We start from the raw sequence: 17,907 nt of genomic DNA on the forward strand, positions 1-17,907 counted from the left end.
TGTTACTGTTATCCAGCGTTTAGTGGGTTCGCTCGATGATGTAATCGGCAAACGCTTCCAGAATGTCGGTATTGTAGGGCAAGGATTGCAGGGCTGTTAAGGCTTTCCCATGCAGTTCGCGAGCCAGCTCACGGGCATTTTCGAGTCCGAGCAGGGCCGGATAGGTACTCTTCTCCAGCGCCAGGTCAGAACCTTGTGGCTTGCCCAAGGTGGCGGTATCACCTGTGATGTCAAGGATGTCATCCTGCACCTGAAAGGCGAGGCCAATTGCGGCGGCATAGGTTTGCAGGGCAGCCAGCGTGGCGTCATCGACATCGGCTTTGCACAGGGCGCCGAGCGCCACGGCACATTCAATCAGTGCACCGGTCTTGTGGCGGTGTACCTGTTCCAGCTCGGCCAGTGAGATCTGGCGACCTTCGGCCTGCAGATCCAGCGCTTGACCGCCACACATACCAAGATAGCCGGAGGCGCGGGCGAGGGTACTCAGCATCCGCACCCGGTTGGCCATCAAAGTATCGGGCATGGGGTGATCGGCCAGAATGGAGAACGCCAGGGTCTGCAGCGCATCACCGGCCAGAATGGCGGTGCCCTCATCAAACGCCTTGTGGACGGTTGGTTGGCCGCGACGCAGATCGTCGTCATCCATGGCTGGCAGGTCATCGTGCAGCAGGGAGTAGGCGTGGATGCACTCCACCGCTGCGGCTGGGCCATCCAGCAGCTCGCTCTTTACGCCCAGCATCTCGCCGACGGCGTAGACCAGGAAGGGGCGCACCCGCTTGCCGCCCAGCAGCAGGCCGTAACTCATGGCATCGCGCAGGCGTGGCGCCATGGCGGGCAAGGATTCAAGTTGTGCTGACAGACAGTCGTCAATTCGCTGACGATGCAGACGGGAAAAATGGTCCAGCGCCACTCACTCCTCTCCTTGTTCTGGCTGGAAGGGGGCGAGCTGGTCGCTGCCATCGGCTTGACTGAGCAGGATCTGGATCTTCTGTTCGGCCAGTTCCAGCTTCTGCTGACCGGCCCGTACCAGATGAACGCCTTGCTCGAACTGTTTGAGCGCCTCTTCCAGGGGTAGGGAACCTTGTTCCAGCTGATGAACGATGGTTTCCAGCTCTTCGAGAGTGGCATCAAAACTCAGGCGGTCGATTTTTTTACTGGCCATGTCCATCCTCGGGGATTGAAAAAAACGGCTTATATTAACATCGACCGTCCACAGGGGGGAGGCAGAAAAACGCTGCCTCCTCAAACTCTCGATAAACTGGCCGATAATGAACCATGATTCTCAGTGGATGCATGCTTGCCGCTTGGGTCGCAATAGCAGAAAATTCAACAAACTATAATTGGGAATAAGAACCGGTGACAGGAGTAGGGACGTGGATCTAGGCAGTCTGATAGGGATAGTGCTGGGTTTCGGGGTGGTGGTGTACGGCATGCTGCTGGGGGGCCCCATGAGCATGTACGTCGACATGCCATCGGTCTACATCACCGTATTGGGCTCCATCTTCATCGCCATGATGAAGTTCAACCTAGGCCAGTTTCTGATGGCATTTAAGGTCGCTGGTAAAGCTTTTATGTACAAGGGCGACAAGCTGGAAGACCTCATAGTTAAAGCCGTTGAGCTTGCCGATGCCGCCCGTAAAGGCGGATTTCTGGCGCTTGAAGCGGCCGAGATTCCCAATCCCTTCATGAAAAAAGGGATCGATATGCTGGTGGATGGCCATGATGCCGATGTAGTGCGCGCAGTGATGGAAAAGGATATCGAGTTGACTGCCGAACGTCACGTCATTGCGATCAAGGTGTTCCGTACCCTTGGGGATCTTGGCCCGGCGATGGGGATGATCGGTACGCTGGTGGGTCTGGTGGCCATGTTGGCCAATATGAGTGATCCCAAATCTATCGGTCCTGCCATGGCTGTAGCCCTCTTGACCACTCTGTATGGTGCGATCGAAGCCAACATGCTGGCCATCCCGATAGCCGACAAGCTGGAACTGCGCAGCGGCGAAGAGCGCCTTAGCCGTTCGCTGATCCTCGATGCCATCATGGGGATCCAGGATGGCCAAAACCCGCGGGTGATCCAGTCCATGCTGCAGAACTATCTGAACCAGTCCAAACGCAACAACGGCAGTGAGTAGGGAGCCCTATGTCTGATTGCAAATGCCCGCCTCCCGGCCTGCCCGGTTATATGGGGACCTTCGCCGACCTCATGTCTCTGCTGATGTGCTTTTTCGTGTTGTTGCTCTCCTTTGCCGAGATGGATGTGCAGAAGTTCAAGCAGATTGCGGGGTCCATGGAGAAGGCATTCGGGGTCCAGAATATCCTTGAGGTGAAAGATATTCCGAAGGGAACTTCTGTCATTGCCCAGGAGTTCCGTCCTGGCCGCCCAGAGCCAACCCCGATTGATACCGTGATGCAGCAGACCATGGACATGACCCAGACCGAGCTGGATTTTTTGCCCGGTGAGGCCGAGCAGGCAGGTGGTCAGGACAAGAGTGATGGCAAGCAGACGGGGGGGGACACAGCTCAGGATGCTCAGAAGGCGCAGCAGCAGTCCAATACCCTGGCAAAGGCGCTGGCCGAGCAGATGAAAGATCAGATCCAGGATGGTGCCATCGAAATCGAGGCGTTGGGACAGCAGATCATCATCCGGATCAGGGAAAAAGCCTCCTTCCCGGCTGGCTCGGCGTTTCTGCAACCCCAGTTCTGGCCGGTTATTCGCAAGGTCGCGACCCTGCTCAAGGATGTACCGGGTGAAATCACCATATCCGGTCACACCGACAACGTGGCGACCGAAGATGAACTGTTCCAGTCCAACTGGGAGTTGTCGTCGCAACGGGCGGTGGCGGTGGCACACCAGATGATCAAGGTCCCAGGATTTGATCAGGGACGCTTGATCGTGCAGGGGATGGCCGATTCCCAACCATTGGTGCCCAACAATACTCCCGAGAATCGCCGGATGAACCGACGGGTAGAGATCGCTATCATGCAGGGCAAACCGACCATTTCCTCTCCTATTTCGGTACCGGAAGGAAAGTAATATTTCTTGGAGCAACAGATAAAGCGGGATCTGCATCAGGGGGCCGACATGGATTTTGTGTTGGCTTCATATTAAGATGCGCCATCCGAACCGAGTGCTGCGGCGTCCTGACAGATAGCCGCAGCTTCTATTTTCAAGCAACCCAGGTTTCGACTATGAATCATACTCCGATGACTGTTCGCGGCGCTGAGAAGCTGCGCGAAGAGCTCGAATATCTCAAGACCGAGCTTCGTCCCCAGATTATCGAAGCGATTGCTGAAGCCCGTGAGCACGGCGATCTGAAGGAAAACGCCGAATACCATGCCGCCCGTGAGCAGCAGGGGTTCTGTGAAGGCCGCATTCAGGAAATTGAAGCCAAGCTCTCCAATGCCCAGGTGATCGATGTCACCAAGATGACCAACAATGGTCGCATCATCTTTGGTGCCACCGTGACCCTGCTCAAGAGCGAAACAGAGGAAGAGGTTATCTACCGCATCGTGGGTGACGATGAGGCTGACATCAAGCAGAACCTTATCTCTGTCAACTCTCCGATTGCCCGCGCTCTGATTGGCAAGGAAGTGGACGATGTGGCGCTCGTCAAGACGCCCGCAGGTGATGTGGAGTACGAAATCTTGGACGTTGCCTACATCTGATGTAGTTAATGCGGGATGAGACGGGGGAGCACTTGCTCCCCTGTTTGTTGCGCTTCAGGCTGGTTGGTAAGCGTCGTTGAAGGTGTCCTGATGGCGCTGAAACAGCCAGTGACGAAGTCGCTCTATGTTTGCCTCGCTCATCTGGAAACTGAGTGCCCAGGTTGCACGGTCTGCATTAGATTTGACCCGTCTCACCAGCCTGGCCTGCAAGGGAAATGGCGCCTCTGGGGCGATCTGCAGAGTTCCCTGCAAGGTAGTATCCGCCATCATATCTGTGGGCAGATCTTCCACGATGAGGCCATTGAGCGAAAGGCTCAGCACTTGGAGTACTCCATGAGCTGTTTGCAGTGTCGCTTTCTGGGCAAGTCTCCAAGCTCTTGGCTGGGCAAACCCCAGCTCCCGGATCACTGGCGCAGCGAGCCGAGGCTCGACAAAGCCATCTTCTCTCTGGATAAAGGTGAGGGGGAATCGCAACTGATGGCCTGCATAGCGGGCTTCCAATACCAGCTGTTCGGCTTTTTGCAGCAAGCCAAGCATGGGGTTGTCGAGATGTCCGCTCAGAAGGTGGGTCGCCTCCGAGCATCCCAGCTCCCGCAACATGGTCAGTTCATCGTCGGTCAGAATAGGATGGTGAGCCATGGCGCGTGTCCGAAACTATTCATCGCAGGTTAAGGGCTTGGCGACTACTGTGGCAAGCGACTTGGGAAGAAGTGAAATAAGGAAAGAGCAATGCTCTTTCCTTTTACTTGCGAGGCAGCTGGATTTTGGGTTCGTTGGCCTGACGATAGATGGTCAGCACATGACCCATGCTCTGTACTTTTACAGAGCCTGTTTCACGGACGATGGCATCCATAACCAGTTGTTTCATCTCGCGATCTTCAGAGGCAACCTTAACCTTGATCAGCTCGTGATGGTTCAGCGCCAGATCGATCTCCGCCAGTACACCTTCGGTCAGACCGTGCTGACCCAGCAGGACGACAGGCTTGAGGCTGTGGGCAAGGCCCTTGAGGTACTGTTTCTGTTTATTGTTGAGAATCATCGCAATTTCTTCATAAGTCAGGGTTGAAAGGGGCGTATTCTACCCCCACTTAGCCCTTAATACTAATAACCCTTGTGGTTTTTTAAAGCCGATTATCATGACCCAGAAAAAACGTTCCGCCAGCTCCACCCGCTGGTTAAAAGAACATTTCGACGATCAATACGTCAAAAAAGCCCAGAAATTGGGGCTGCGTTCCCGTGCTGTTTTCAAGATCGACGAGATCCAGGGCAAAGACCGCCTGTTGAAAAATGGCATGACGGTAGTGGATTTGGGGGCTGCCCCCGGCGGCTGGTCCCAATTCGCGGTCGAGCAGGTTGGCGAATCGGGTCGGGTCATCGCCTGCGATATTCTGCCTATGGATCCCATTGCCGGTGTCGATTTCCTGCAGGGGGACTTTCGGGAGGAAACTGTACTCGGTGCCTTGCTGGAGCGAGTCGGACCCGACAAGGTCGATGTCGTGATGTCCGACATGGCCCCCAACATGAGCGGCACCCAGCAGGTGGATCAGGCTCGTGCCATGTATCTGGTCGAGTTGGCTCTGGACATGTGTCATCAGGTATTGCGCAGTGACGGCAGTTTTGTGGTGAAGGTGTTTCAGGGGGAGGGCTTTGATGCCTATCTGAATGAAATTCGGAAACTTTTCTCCGCCGTTAAAATTCGTAAACCAGACTCATCCCGCGCCAGATCACGGGAAGTCTACATTGTGGCTACCGGTTTTAAACTGTAGTACCCTAACCTTCATCGTTAACTGTCAGTCTGCGAGGTTACTGATTTGAGTGACATGGCGAAAAACTTAATCCTGTGGCTGGTCATCGCCGTCGTATTGATGTCGGTGTTCAATAGCTTCAGCCCCAGCGATACCACCAGTCGCCAGCTGGACTATTCCAGCTTCGTTAAAGAGGTGACCCAAGATCAGATCCGTGAAGTGCGGATGGACGGTAAGGTCATTAATGGCGTCAAGCGTACTGGTGAACGATTCACCACCATCATCCCGGCGCCGGATCCCCAGCTGCTCAACGATATGCTCAATCACAACGTCAAGGTGATGGGCGAGAAGCCGGAAGAGCCGTCTTTGCTGACCTCTATCTTCATCTCCTGGTTCCCGATGTTGCTGCTGATCGGTGTCTGGGTCTTCTTCATGCGTCAGATGCAGGGCGGCGGTGGCAAAGGCGCCATGTCGTTTGGCAAGAGCAAGGCTCGCCTGATGAGTGAAGATCAGATCAAGACTACCTTTGCCGATGTAGCTGGTTGCGATGAAGCCAAGGAAGAGGTGAAGGAGCTGGTCGACTATCTGCGCGACCCGAGCAAATTCCAGAAACTGGGTGGCAAGATCCCGACTGGCGTACTGCTGGTAGGTCCTCCCGGTACCGGTAAAACCCTGCTGGCCAAGGCCATTGCGGGTGAGGCCAAGGTGCCCTTCTTCACCATCTCAGGTTCTGATTTCGTGGAGATGTTCGTGGGTGTCGGTGCCTCCCGGGTACGTGACATGTTCGAGCAGGCCAAGAAATCCTCCCCCTGCATCATCTTCATCGATGAAATTGATGCGGTCGGTCGCCAGCGTGGCGCCGGTCTGGGCGGTGGTCACGATGAGCGTGAGCAGACCCTTAACCAGATGCTGGTCGAGATGGATGGCTTTGAAGGCAATGAAGGGATCATCGTCATCGCTGCCACCAACCGTCCTGATGTACTGGATCCGGCACTACTGCGTCCGGGCCGTTTCGACCGTCAGGTTGTGGTCGGTCTGCCGGATGTCCGTGGTCGCGAGCAGATCCTGAAAGTGCACATGCGCAAAGTTCCGTTGGCGGATGACGTCAATCCGGCGCTGATTGCCCGTGGTACACCCGGTTTCTCCGGTGCGGATTTGGCCAACCTGGTCAACGAAGCTGCCCTCTTCTCTGCTCGCGAAAGCCGCCGAGTGGTCTCCATGGCTGAGTTCGAAAAGGCCAAGGACAAGATCATGATGGGGGCGGAACGTCGCTCCATGGTGATGAAAGAGTCTGAAAAAGAGATGACTGCGTATCATGAAGCCGGTCACGCCATTATTGGTCGCGTGGTTCCGGATCATGATCCCGTTTACAAGGTCTCCATTATTCCGCGTGGCCGTGCGCTGGGTGTGACCATGTACCTGCCTGAGCAGGATCGCTGGAGCCACTCCAAGCAGCATCTGGAGTCGATGATCTCCAGCCTGTATGGCGGTCGTCTGGCGGAAGAGTTGATCTACGGTGCCGAGAAGGTCTCGACCGGCGCGTCCAACGACATCGAGCGAGCTACCGATATCGCACGCAAGATGGTGACCCAGTGGGGTATGTCCGAGCGTCTCGGCCCGATGCTTTATGCGGAAGAAGATGGTGAAGTGTTCCTCGGCCGCAGCATGGCCAAGGCCAAGCACATGTCCGACGACACTGCGCGCATCATCGATGCCGAGGTGAAGCAGGTCATTGATCGCAACTACGACCGCGCCAAGCAGATCCTGCTGGATAACATGGATGTACTGCACAGCATGAAAGATGCGTTGATGAAGTATGAAACCATCGACGCCAAACAGATCGATGATCTGATGGCGCGTCGCGAGGTTCGTGCTCCGAGCAACTGGCATGACGAGCACGGTGATACCCCGCAAGGCGGTTCCACCGTGGCTGCCGAGGCCAAGCCGGCCGATGAGGCTGCACCGGTGGCGGATGTCACTATCGACAAAGCCAACGACGCGCCGGCCAAATAATCGTGACTCTCCAAACCCCGGGCTTGCCCGGGGTTTTTCTTTATCAGATGGACATGAAAATGCAGTTAACCAGCAAGGGGCTCAGCCTCTCCCTCGATCGTCCCCATGTGATGGGGATCCTCAATGTGACGCCCGACTCCTTCTCCGATGGCGGTAATTTCAACCAGTTTGAACGGGCAATGGCCCATGCGCGCCAGATGGTCTCTGACGGTGCGACCCTCATCGACATCGGTGGCGAGTCAACCCGCCCTGGTGCGCCCGATGTGAGCGAGCAGGAGGAGCTGGACAGGGTCATTCCTGTCGTGGAGCAGATGGCCCGTGAGCTGGATGTGATGATCTCCCTCGATACCTCCAAAGCGGCTGTGATGCGGGAGGGTTGCAAGGTGGGTGCCCATCTGATCAACGATGTGCGGGCACTGCAAGAACCTGGAGCACTGCAAGCCGCGGCCGAAGCTCGGGTTCCGGTCTGTCTGATGCATATGCAGGGGCAGCCGAGAACCATGCAGGTCGAGCCGCACTATGAGGACCTGATCGGGGAGGTTCGCGCCTTCTTTGATGAGCGTATTGCGGCTTGTCTGGCGGTCGGGATCCGTCGTGAAGAGCTGTTGCTGGATCCTGGATATGGCTTTGGCAAGACCCTTGCACACAACTATCAGCTGTTGGCGGCTCAAAAGGAACTGCTTGATTATGGCTTGCCGCTATTGGTGGGGATGTCGCGAAAGTCTATGATAGGCAACCTGCTGGGCCGTCCGGTGGATGAGCGTCTGGCGGGCAGTCTGGCATGCGCCCTTATCGGCATGCAGCATGGGGCCCGCATCATCAGGGTACACGATGTACGGGAGACCATGGACGCATTGCGCGTCGGTTGGCTGGCAATGACGGGACAAGATTTTATTTCCAAATAATAAAGAGAACAGACAATGGCAAGAAAGTATTTCGGTACCGATGGTGTGCGCGGCAAGGTTGGCGAATACCCGATCACCCCTGATTTTGTAATGAAATTGGGTTGGGCTGCCGGCAAAGTGCTCTCCAAGAAGGGCACCAAAAAGGTGCTGATTGGCAAAGATACCCGCATCTCCGGTTACATGCTGGAATCCGCGCTGGAAGCGGGGCTCTCCGCGGCAGGCCTTAAAGCCATTCTGATGGGGCCCATGCCCACGCCGGCGGTTGCCTACCTGACTCGCACTTTCCGTGCCGAGGCCGGCATCGTCATCAGCGCTTCCCACAACCCCTTCTACGACAACGGCATCAAGTTCTTCTCCGCCGATGGCACCAAGCTGCCCGATGATGTCGAGCTGGCTATCGAAGCCGAGCTGGATCACGAGCTCAAGTGTGTCGAGTCTGCCGAACTTGGCAAAGCGGTGCGCATTGATGATGCTGCCGGTCGCTATATCGAATTTTGCAAGAGCACCTTCCCCTCCCACATGAATCTGGATGGGGTGAAAATGGTGGTCGACTGTGGCCACGGCGCTACTTACCACATTGCGCCGTCGGTTTTCCGCGAGCTGGGTGCTGAAGTGATCACAATGGGCTGTGCCCCGGATGGTCTCAACATCAACGATGGTGTCGGCTCGACTGCGCCTGACGCACTGGTTGCCAAGGTGCTGGAGTGCAAGGCCGATCTGGGGGTTGCCTTTGATGGCGATGGTGACCGTCTGATCATGGTCGACCATACCGGCTATCTCATCGACGGTGATGAAGTGCTCTATATCATCGCGCGCGATGCTCTGCGCAATGGTCGCCTCAAAGGCGGTGTCGTCGGCACTCTGATGGCCAACATGGGTCTGGAGCTGGCGCTGCAAACCCTGGGCATTCCGTTTGCCCGTGCCAAGGTGGGTGACCGCTATGTGCTGGAGATGATGGAAGAGAAGGGCTGGCGCATCGGTGGCGAGAACTCCGGCCACATTATCTGTCTTGATCAAACCACTACGGGTGATGGCATCGTAGCCGCTTTGCAGGTGCTCACTGCCATGCGCAGTGCCGAGATGCCGCTTGCCAAGCTGCGCTCCGGCATGAACAAGTTCCCGCAGGTACTGGTGAATGTTCGTTTTGCCGAAGGCAAGGATCCGCTGGCCGCTGATGCTGTCATGGCTGAGGTTGCCAAGGTGGAACAGGAGCTGGCTGGTCGTGGTCGCGTACTATTGCGTAAATCAGGTACCGAACCGCTGATCCGGGTCATGGTCGAAGGGGAGCATGAACAGCAGGTGCGTGACATGGCTCAGCGCATCGCCAAGCAGGTTGAATCGGCGTTTTAATGAACAACCAGGGCGGCTTTTTAGCCGCCCTGGTTGTATCTTGTTCAAACGATTCAAAAATTTAAAAATAGCACTTGTCAGCTGAGCATCCTCTGGATATTATCAGCCCCGCTTTCGCAAGGGAGTTGCCGATGGGACATCGCAAGCCGTTTGTAGCAGCCAACTGGAAGTTGCACGGTAGTAGGTCGCAGTTAGAGCAGTTTACGAGTCAATGCCTAAACGGCGTTGACGGAAAAGTAGATGTGGTTCTCTGTCCTTCCCATGTGCATCTCGACTTTAGCGCTTCACTGCTCAACGAGCAGAAAGTAATAAAGCTGGGGGCTCAGAATGTGAGTCAGCACGCTACTGGCGCTTACACTGGAGAAATCTCGTGTCAGATGCTGGTTGAGGCAGGGTGTCGTTACGTATTGGTAGGGCACTCCGAGCGCAGGCGTCTCTTTGGTGAGACCAGTTTTATCGTCGCAGAGAAATTTGCGGCAGCCAGAGCGGCAGGCTTGATTCCCATCCTCTGTTTAGGTGAATCAGGTGCGGCTAGGCAGGCGAGAAGAGCCTTCGAGGTGATCGCTGAAGAGCTGGATATCGTCATAGAGAAAAATGGCGCGATGGCTTTCGATAATGCTATCATCGCCTACGAGCCGATTTGGGCTGTAGGTACAGGTAAATGCGCCACACCCGAGCAGGCACAAGAGGTTCATTCCTTTATACGTGGTCGCTTGGCGGAGGATACTCCGGTAATAGGTGAGAAAGTTAGAATCATCTATGGTGGGAGCGTAACGCCGAGCAACGCGAGAGATTTGTTTGCACAGCCCGACATTGATGGCGGACTGATTGGCGGAGCAAGCCTCGATAGCGATGCGTTTTTAGGAATTGTTGAAGCGGCAAAGGGTGCAAGTTAAATGTACGAGATTCTTTTAGTCGTTTATCTGCTGGTTTCACTGGCTCTGATTGGTCTGGTGATGATTCAGCAAGGTAAAGGGGCTGATATGGGCGCCTCCTTCGGCGCAGGGGCATCGAACACAGTATTCGGCTCCGGTGGTTCAGGCAGTTTCCTGACCCGAACAACAGCAATCTTGGCTACTCTGTTTTTCGTTATCAGCCTGGTGCTCGGATCTATGTCCAGCAACAAGGTCAAGCAGGGTAGTGAGTGGGAGAATCTGCAACAAACCCAACAGGTTGAGCAGACCAAAGCGCCAGTGAAGAAAGATACTGACGTTCCCGAGTAAGAGTTTTGCCGTGGTGGTGGAATTGGTAGACACGCTATCTTGAGGGGGTAGTGCTCTAGGGTGTGCGGGTTCGAGTCCCGCCCACGGCACCAATTAAGCAGTGAGCTCGGGAAACCGAGTTTATTATAGCCAGTCAGTCTTGTATCGAGAGAGTGAAGTGGCTATAATCTCGCACGATTTCGGACGCGGGGTGGAGCAGCATGGTAGCTCGTCGGGCTCATAACCCGAAGGTCGTCGGTTCAAATCCGGCCCCCGCAACCAAATTTCACGCATTTCCTACGCTCAGGAAGGCGGTCGCTGCGAGGCGACAATCAGGGTAAAGCGCCAAGCCCCGATTTGACATCGGGGCTTTTTGTTATGTGCAATTTACTCTGAATCGATATCTATCTGGGCTTTATGCCCTTTTTTTGTTTTTCGGAGGGTGACTTTGGCTACGTTGGAACAACGTTTGACCGATCTGCTCGAGGCTCCGGTCGTTGCCTTGGGTTTTGAACTTTGGGGTATTGAGTTTATCCGCGCGGGTAAACACTCCACCTTGCGTGTCTATATCGACGGCGAGCAGGGTGTGACTGTCGAGAACTGTGCTGAGGTCAGCCATCAGGTTGGCGCCATCATGGACGTCGAAGATCCCATCACCGAGGAGTACTACCTCGAGGTATCCTCCCCAGGCCTGGATCGTCCCCTGTTCAAGGTTGCCCATTTCGAAAAATACGTTGGCCAAGAGGCGGCGGTAACGCTTCGGATGGCAACAAACAACCGCCGCAAGTTCAAAGGCGTAATCAAAGCTGTGCAAGGCGACATGATCACCCTGACAGTAGATGGTAAGGACGACGTGTTGGCTTTCACCAATATCCAAAAAGCGAACATAGTGCCGAACTTTGGTTAACGAGGCTATCGGATATGAATAAAGAGATTTTGCTGGTCGTTGACGCAGTATCCAACGAGAAAGCGGTACCCCGCGAGAAGATCTTCCAGGCTCTGGAAACCGCGCTGGCGACTGCGACCAAGAAGAAATATGAAGGCGAGATTGAAGTTCGGGTCGAAATCGATCGCAAGACCGGTGACTACGACACTTATCGCCGCTGGGTAGTCATTGCGGATCAAGCCGCGATGGAGAACCCCTATGCTGAAATCACCCTGGAAGCGGCACAAATTGATCAGCCGGAAATCCAGATCGGTGAGTATGTTGAAGACCAGATCGACTCTGTGACCTTCGACCGTATCACTACCCAGACCGCCAAGCAGGTTATCGTGCAGAAAGTGCGCGAAGCCGAGCGTTCACAAGTAGTTGATCAGTTTAAAGATAAAGAAGGCACCATCATCAGTGGTGTGGTCAAGAAGAGCAACCGCGACAACATCATCCTGGATCTGGGCAGCAATGCTGAAGCCGTGATCTTCCGTGATGACATGCTGCCGCGTGAAACCTTCCGCCCGGGCGACCGTGTCCGTGGCCTGCTCTATGCAGTGCGTCCGGAAGCCCGCGGTTCCCAACTGTTTGTCAGCCGTTCCAGCCCGGACTTCCTGAAAGAGCTGTTCCGTATCGAAGTACCGGAGATCGGTGAAGAGATGATCGAAATCATGGGCGCTGCCCGTGATCCAGGTTCCCGCGCCAAGATCGCGGTGAAGACCAACGATCGTCGTATCGACCCGATCGGTGCCTGTATCGGTATGCGTGGTGCCCGTGTGCAAGCTGTCTCCGCAGAGCTGAGCGGTGAGCGCGCCGACATCGTGCTGTACGATGACAACCCGGCCCAGTACGTGATCAATGCCATGGCGCCTGCCGATGTGGCCTCCATCATCGTTGATGAAGACAACCACACCATGGATATCGCCGTGGAAGCTGCCAACCTGGCTCAGGCCATCGGTCGCAATGGTCAGAACGTGCGTCTGGCCTCCCAGCTGACCGGTTGGGAGCTGAATGTGATGACCGTTGAGGACATGCGTGCCAAGCACCAGGCCGAAAACGACCGCATCATGAACCTGTTCACCAGCACCCTGGATATCGACGACGATTTCGCCGGGCTGCTGATGGAAGAGGGCTTCTCGACCCTAGAAGAGATCGCCTTCGTACCGGTCAACGAGTTGCTGGCTATTGACGGTCTGGATGAAGACATGGTCGAAGAGCTGCGCAAGCGTGCCAAAGATGCCCTGACTACCCAGGCGCTGGCCAAAGAGGAGTCCTTTGATGGCGTCGAGCCGTCCGAAGAGCTGCTCAATCTGAACGGTCTGAGTCGTGAACTGGCATACGCTCTGGCGGGCCGCGGCGTGGGCACCCTGGAAGATTTGGCTGAGCAAGGTATTGATGACCTTGCTGGTATTGAAGGGCTGACTGCCGAGAAGGCGGGTGAGCTCATTATGGCTGCTCGCAATATCTGTTGGTTCGGAGAAGAGCAGTCTTAAGTAAGATCAAACGGAGGAAAATGAATGGCAGAAGTATCAGTCAAACAACTTGCCACTGACATCGACACACCGGTTGATCGTCTTCTCCAGCAGTTTGTCGATGCCGGTATCAGCAAGAGCAAGGCCGACGACATGGTCAGCGAGTCTGAAAAGCAGACTCTGCTGGCACACCTGAAGAAACAGCATGGAGGTGACGAGGTCGCCGCTCCTGCCCGCATGACTTTGCAGCGCAAGACCAAGAGCACCATCAGTGTTCAGGGAACCGGCGGCAAGAACAAAGAAGTGCAGGTGGAAGTTCGCAAATCTCGCACCTATGTAAGACGCTCGGCGCTGGAAGAAGAACAGCGTCAGGCGGAAGCCGAGGAAAAAGCGCGTTTGGAAGCAGAAGAAAAAGCTCGTCGTGAAGCCGAAGAGAAGGCTCGCCTCGACGCTGAAGAGAAGGCTCGCCGTGAGGCTGAGCAGGCTCGTCGTGAAGCTGAGGAAAAGGCGCGGATCGAGGCACAACAAAAGGCTCGACAGGCTCAACAGCCCGCCAAAGCAGCCAGTAGCACAGCTCAGCAAGAGGCAGAAAAGATGGCCAAGCGCGAAGCAGAAGAACTGAAGCGCCAACAGGAACAGACAGCTTTGAAAAAAGCTGAAGAACTCGCCGCGAAGAAAGCCGAAGAGGCTCGCATCATGGCGGAACAGAACGCAGCCCGCTGGGCTGAAGAAGAAGCCGCTCGTGCAAAAGAGAGCAGCGATTATCACCTGACTACCAACAAGCATGCGCAAGCTGCAGAAGACGAGCTGGATCGCAAAGAAGAGACCAGCCGCCGTACTGCCGCCGCCGCTGTCAAGGCCCCGAAAAAGGCGGGTCGTCGCGATGATGATCGCAATGATCGCAACTCCCGTGATCCGCGTGCCCGTAAAGGCAAACGTGGCAAGGTCGCTACCCCGAACGCCATGAAGCATGGCTTCAACAAGCCGGCTGCCGTGGTGAACCGCGACGTTGTCATCGGCGAGACCATCACCGTGGCCGAGCTGGCCAACAAGATGGCCGTCAAGGGCGTTGAAGTCATCAAGGCGATGATGAAGATGGGTGCCATGGCCACCATCAACCAGGTGATTGACCAGGAGACCGCTCAGCTGGTCGCTGAGGAGATGGGTCACAAGGTTGTGCTGCGTCGCGAGAACGAGCTGGAAGAGGCGGTACTGTCCGATCGTGACGAGACCTCCGAAGCCAAGCCCCGTGCACCGGTCGTGACCATCATGGGTCACGTTGACCACGGCAAGACCTCGCTGCTGGACTACATTCGTAAAGCCAAGGTTGCTGCTGGCGAGGCCGGTGGTATTACCCAGCATATCGGTGCTTACCACGTTCAGACCGATAGCGGCATGATCACCTTCCTGGATACTCCGGGTCACGCGGCGTTTACCTCCATGCGTGCTCGCGGTGCCAAGGCGACCGACATCGTTGTTCTGGTCGTTGCTGCTGACGACGGCGTGATGCCGCAAACCATCGAAGCTATCCAGCACGCCAAGGCTGCCGGTGTGCCGCTGGTTGTGGCAGTCAACAAGATCGACAAGCCGGAAGCGGATCCGGATCGCGTCAAGACCGAGTTGGCTCGTTACAACGTCATGTCCGAGGATTGGGGTGGAGACTGCCAGTTCGTGCACGTATCTGCCAAGTCCGGTCAGGGTATCGACGATCTGCTGGAAGCCATCCTGATCCAGGCTGAAGTACTGGAGCTGAAAGCGGTGGTTGACGGTATGGCCAACGGCGTCGTGATCGAATCCTTCCTGGATAAAGGTCGTGGTCCGGTTGCTACCGTACTGGTACAAGAAGGTACTCTGCGTCAGGGCGACATCGTTCTGTGTGGTCTCGAGTACGGCCGTGTTCGCGCCATGCGTGACGAACTGGGTCGCGAGATCAAGGAAGCGGGTCCGTCCCTGCCGGTGGAAATCCTGGGTCTCTCCGGCGTTCCCTCTGCCGGTGACGAAGCCACCGTTGTCCGTGACGAGAAGAAAGCCCGTGAAGTGGCGCTCTACCGTCAAGGCAAGTTCCGCGAAGTCAAGCTGGCTCGCCAGCAGAAGGCCAAGCTGGAAAACATGTTCGCTAACATGACCGAGGGCGAAGTGTCCGAAGTGAACGTGGTGATCAAGGCCGACGTACAAGGTTCTGTGGAAGCGATCTGCGATGCGCTGGTCAAACTCTCCACCGACGAAGTGAAGGTGAAGATCGTGGGTTCCGGCGTAGGTGGTATCACCGAAACCGACGCGACCCTGGCTGCCGCTTCCAGCGCCATCCTGGTTGGTTTCAACGTCCGTGCCGACGCGTCTGCGCGCAAGGTTATCGAATCCGAGAGCCTGGATCTGCGTTACTACTCCGTCATCTATGACCTGATCGACGAAGTGAAGCAGGCCATGAGCGGCAAGCTGGCCCCAGAGTATCGTCAGGAGATCATCGGGCTTGCTGAAGTGCGTAGCGTCTTCAAGTCGCCGAAGTTCGGCGCCGTTGCTGGCTGTATGGTTACCGAGGGTGTGGTCAAGCGTTCCAACCGTATCCGCGTTCTGCGTGACAACGTGGTTATCTATGAAGGCGAGCTGGAATCCCTGCGCCGCTTCAAGGATGACGTCAACGAAGTTCGCAACGGTTACGAGTGTGGTATCGCGGTCAAGAACTACAACGACGTGCGCGAAGGCGACCAGATCGAAGTTTACGAGACTGTTGAAATCCAACGGACTCTGTAAGCCGAGCGTTAGACAAAATAGGGGGCCGCGGCCCCCTTTTATCGCAGGATAGAATATGGCCAGAGAATTCAGCCGGACCCGTCGGGTCGGACAGCAGATCCAGCGTGAAATCGCGCTGATCCTGCAGCGCGAGGTGAAAGACCCGCGTATCGGCATGGTGACCGTTTCCGATGTGGAAGTGTCCCGTGACCTCAACTATGCCAAAATTTACGTCACCTTCTTGCAGCTGGAAAATGATGCCGAGCGCATCAAGGAAGGCTTGCAGGGTCTGACCGAAGCAGCCGGATATATCCGTAGTCTGCTGGGCAGTGCCATGCGTCTGCGCGTGGTGCCCGAGCTGCGTTTCTACTACGACCAGACCCTGGTCGAGGGGATGCGTCTCTCCAACCTGGTGACCAACACTGTGCGTGAAGACAAGCGCCGCATGGCCGAATCCGGCCGTGACGAAGAAGCTGAATCCGCACCGGATGACACGACTGAGGATAAAGCCTGAGATGACCCGAAGACGTCGTTTCAAGGGCCGTGATGTGCACGGCATTCTGCTGCTGGACAAGCCGACCGGCCTGACCTCCAACGATGTGTTGCAGAAGGTCAAGCGGATTTACAACGCTGCCAAGGCTGGTCATACCGGGGCGCTGGATCCGCTGGCGACCGGCATGCTGCCGATTTGCCTCGGTGAGGCCACCAAGTTCTCCCAGTATCTGCTGGAAGCGGACAAGCGCTATGAGGTGACCGCCAAACTGGGCGAGCGCACCAACACCAGCGACTCCGATGGTGAGGTGGTCTCCACCCGTCCGGTGAACGTGGCTGTCGGTACCCTGATTGAGGCGCTGGACCAGTTCCGCGGCCCCATCATGCAGGTGCCGTCCATGTACTCTGCGCTCAAGCACAACGGCCGTCCGCTCTACGAATATGCCCGCGAAGGTATCGAGATTGAGCGTGAAGCCCGTCCCATCACCGTATTCGAGCTCAAACTGCTGAGTTTCGAAGGTGATGAAGTGCGCCTTGAAGTGCACTGCAGCAAGGGCACCTATATCCGCTCTCTGGTGGATGATCTGGGTGAAGTGCTGGGTTGTGGCGCCCACGTGACCCAGTTGCGCCGTACCCAGGTGGCCAGCTATCCGTACGAGCGGATGCTGACTCTGGAGCAGCTCGAGTGTATTTTCGAGCAGGCCAAGGCCGAGAGCATCCCGCCGCGCGAGCAGCTGGATCCCCTGTTGCTGCCGATGGATACTGCCGTGGCAAGCTTGCCCGAGGTGAACATGCTGGCTGTTGTGGCTGCCTATGTGAATCAGGGCCAGGCCGTGCAGGTGGCGGGTGCGCCGCACAGCGGTCAGGTTCGTATGACGGTCGGCCCGGAGCGCGAGTTCATCGGGGTTGGCGAGATTGATGATGATGGCCGCGTCGCCCCCAAGCGACTGGTACGTTATCACGACGAGGAGTGATCCTCAGGCGGTATCGGCGTGCTCTTTCCCTCTCTTGCTTCTTTCTCGTTGCGAAAATGGGCAGGGACGATTATCATACCGCCCTCATTTCACGGCTGAATTAGAGATTGGCTGTGGACCTTTAAACACTCTACTGGAGTAATACCATGTCTCTAAATGCTGAGATCAAAGCTCAAATCGTTGCCGAGCACGCTCGTGGCGCCAACGACACCGGTTCCCCCGAAGTGCAAGTTGCCCTGCTGACTGCCCAGATCAACCATCTGCAAGGTCACTTCAAAGAGCACTCCAAGGACCACCACGGTCGTCGCGGTCTGCTGCGCATGGTTTCCCAGCGTCGTAAGCTGCTGGACTACCTGAAGCGTAAAGATTCCGAGCGTTATGCTGCTCTGATCGCCAAGCTGGGTCTGCGTCGTTAATCGACCATCAGATT

19 protein-coding genes and 2 tRNA genes are annotated in these 17,907 nt (G+C 56.1%); 17 read left to right on the forward strand and 4 right to left on the reverse strand.

Annotation, left to right across the window (positions count from 1 at the left end; genetic code table 11):
* Positions 1–19 precede the first annotated feature (19 nt).
* Both ispA and xseB read right to left on the reverse strand, forming a co-directional pair.
* Entirely contained in the window at positions 20–910 is an 891-nt protein-coding gene (gene ispA, locus G5182_RS14560) for a (2E,6E)-farnesyl diphosphate synthase (RefSeq protein WP_421172947.1), read from the reverse strand.
* A complete protein-coding gene (xseB, locus tag G5182_RS14565; RefSeq protein WP_005338838.1) occupies positions 911–1,162 on the reverse strand; it encodes an exodeoxyribonuclease VII small subunit in 252 nt (83 codons plus the stop codon).
* Positions 1,163–1,373: 211 nt separating this feature from the next.
* On the opposite strand from xseB, the gene pomA reads away from it, so the two are divergent.
* The 3 genes from pomA (at position 1,374) to greA (ending at position 3,666) form a co-directional block, all read left to right on the forward strand.
* The gene (pomA, locus tag G5182_RS14570; protein ID WP_216951954.1) at positions 1,374–2,132 is read left to right on the forward strand and encodes a flagellar motor protein PomA; all 759 of its coding nucleotides are present in this window, start codon (positions 1,374–1,376) and stop codon (positions 2,130–2,132) included.
* Between the two features lie 8 nt (positions 2,133–2,140).
* Positions 2,141–3,034, forward strand: a complete 894-nt coding sequence (locus G5182_RS14575; protein ID WP_216951953.1) for a flagellar motor protein MotB — start codon at positions 2,141–2,143, stop codon at positions 3,032–3,034.
* A 155-nt stretch (positions 3,035–3,189) separates the two neighbouring features.
* A complete protein-coding gene (greA, locus tag G5182_RS14580) occupies positions 3,190–3,666 on the forward strand; it encodes a transcription elongation factor GreA (protein WP_216951952.1) in 477 nt (158 codons plus the stop codon).
* Positions 3,667–3,720: 54 nt separating this feature from the next.
* Here the strand turns inward: greA and G5182_RS14585 are convergent, their stop codons facing one another.
* Both G5182_RS14585 and yhbY read right to left on the reverse strand, forming a co-directional pair.
* Positions 3,721–4,305, reverse strand: coding sequence for a PilZ domain-containing protein (locus G5182_RS14585; RefSeq protein ID WP_421172949.1), 585 nt, complete (start codon positions 4,303–4,305; stop codon positions 3,721–3,723).
* Between the two features lie 103 nt (positions 4,306–4,408).
* Positions 4,409–4,705 carry a ribosome assembly RNA-binding protein YhbY gene (yhbY, locus tag G5182_RS14590; RefSeq protein ID WP_033114153.1) on the reverse strand — a complete coding sequence of 99 codons (297 nt, stop codon included), beginning with the start codon at positions 4,703–4,705 and terminating at the stop codon, positions 4,409–4,411.
* Between the two features lie 97 nt (positions 4,706–4,802).
* On the opposite strand from yhbY, the gene rlmE reads away from it, so the two are divergent.
* The 14 genes from rlmE to rpsO all read left to right on the forward strand — a co-directional run bounded on the left by rlmE (position 4,803) and on the right by rpsO (position 17,893).
* Positions 4,803–5,432 (forward strand): 23S rRNA (uridine(2552)-2'-O)-methyltransferase RlmE, encoded by a 630-nt coding sequence (gene rlmE, locus G5182_RS14595; protein ID WP_216951950.1) that lies wholly within the window; start codon positions 4,803–4,805, stop codon positions 5,430–5,432.
* Between the two features lie 45 nt (positions 5,433–5,477).
* On the forward strand, positions 5,478–7,424 hold the full coding sequence (gene ftsH, locus G5182_RS14600) for an ATP-dependent zinc metalloprotease FtsH (RefSeq protein ID WP_216951949.1): 1,947 nt from the start codon (positions 5,478–5,480) through the stop codon (positions 7,422–7,424).
* 59 nt (positions 7,425–7,483) lie between these two features.
* Positions 7,484–8,329: a dihydropteroate synthase gene (gene folP, locus G5182_RS14605; RefSeq protein ID WP_421172950.1), complete on the forward strand. Its 846-nt coding sequence runs from the start codon at positions 7,484–7,486 to the stop codon at positions 8,327–8,329.
* A 15-nt stretch (positions 8,330–8,344) separates the two neighbouring features.
* Positions 8,345–9,679: a phosphoglucosamine mutase gene (gene glmM, locus G5182_RS14610; protein WP_139434790.1), complete on the forward strand. Its 1,335-nt coding sequence runs from the start codon at positions 8,345–8,347 to the stop codon at positions 9,677–9,679.
* Between the two features lie 131 nt (positions 9,680–9,810).
* A complete protein-coding gene (gene tpiA, locus G5182_RS14615) occupies positions 9,811–10,575 on the forward strand; it encodes a triose-phosphate isomerase (RefSeq protein WP_043822828.1) in 765 nt (254 codons plus the stop codon).
* Positions 10,576–10,902, forward strand: a complete 327-nt coding sequence (gene secG / locus G5182_RS14620) for a preprotein translocase subunit SecG (protein ID WP_005338811.1) — start codon at positions 10,576–10,578, stop codon at positions 10,900–10,902.
* A 7-nt stretch (positions 10,903–10,909) separates the two neighbouring features.
* A tRNA-Leu gene (locus G5182_RS14625) sits at positions 10,910–10,994 on the forward strand.
* A 92-nt stretch (positions 10,995–11,086) separates the two neighbouring features.
* Positions 11,087–11,163, forward strand: a tRNA-Met gene (locus tag G5182_RS14630).
* Positions 11,164–11,329: 166 nt separating this feature from the next.
* Positions 11,330–11,788 (forward strand): ribosome maturation factor RimP, encoded by a 459-nt coding sequence (gene rimP, locus G5182_RS14635; protein WP_005338809.1) that lies wholly within the window; start codon positions 11,330–11,332, stop codon positions 11,786–11,788.
* 14 nt (positions 11,789–11,802) lie between these two features.
* Positions 11,803–13,302, forward strand: a complete 1,500-nt coding sequence (gene nusA, locus G5182_RS14640) for a transcription termination factor NusA (RefSeq protein ID WP_421254464.1) — start codon at positions 11,803–11,805, stop codon at positions 13,300–13,302.
* A gap of 24 nt (positions 13,303–13,326) precedes the next feature.
* A complete protein-coding gene (gene infB, locus G5182_RS14645; protein ID WP_216951946.1) occupies positions 13,327–16,032 on the forward strand; it encodes a translation initiation factor IF-2 in 2,706 nt (901 codons plus the stop codon).
* 55 nt (positions 16,033–16,087) lie between these two features.
* Positions 16,088–16,525, forward strand: coding sequence for a 30S ribosome-binding factor RbfA (rbfA, locus tag G5182_RS14650; RefSeq protein ID WP_005338799.1), 438 nt, complete (start codon positions 16,088–16,090; stop codon positions 16,523–16,525).
* A 1-nt stretch (position 16,526) separates the two neighbouring features.
* Positions 16,527–17,477 (forward strand): tRNA pseudouridine(55) synthase TruB, encoded by a 951-nt coding sequence (gene truB, locus G5182_RS14655; protein WP_245094887.1) that lies wholly within the window; start codon positions 16,527–16,529, stop codon positions 17,475–17,477.
* Positions 17,478–17,623: 146 nt separating this feature from the next.
* Positions 17,624–17,893: a 30S ribosomal protein S15 gene (rpsO, locus tag G5182_RS14660; RefSeq protein ID WP_216979371.1), complete on the forward strand. Its 270-nt coding sequence runs from the start codon at positions 17,624–17,626 to the stop codon at positions 17,891–17,893.
* Positions 17,894–17,907: the final 14 nt, after the last annotated feature.

It is taken from the genome of Aeromonas sp. 600948, from assembly GCF_049174875.1.
In the GTDB taxonomy this organism is placed as follows: Bacteria; Pseudomonadota; Gammaproteobacteria; order Enterobacterales; family Aeromonadaceae; genus Aeromonas; species Aeromonas veronii_A.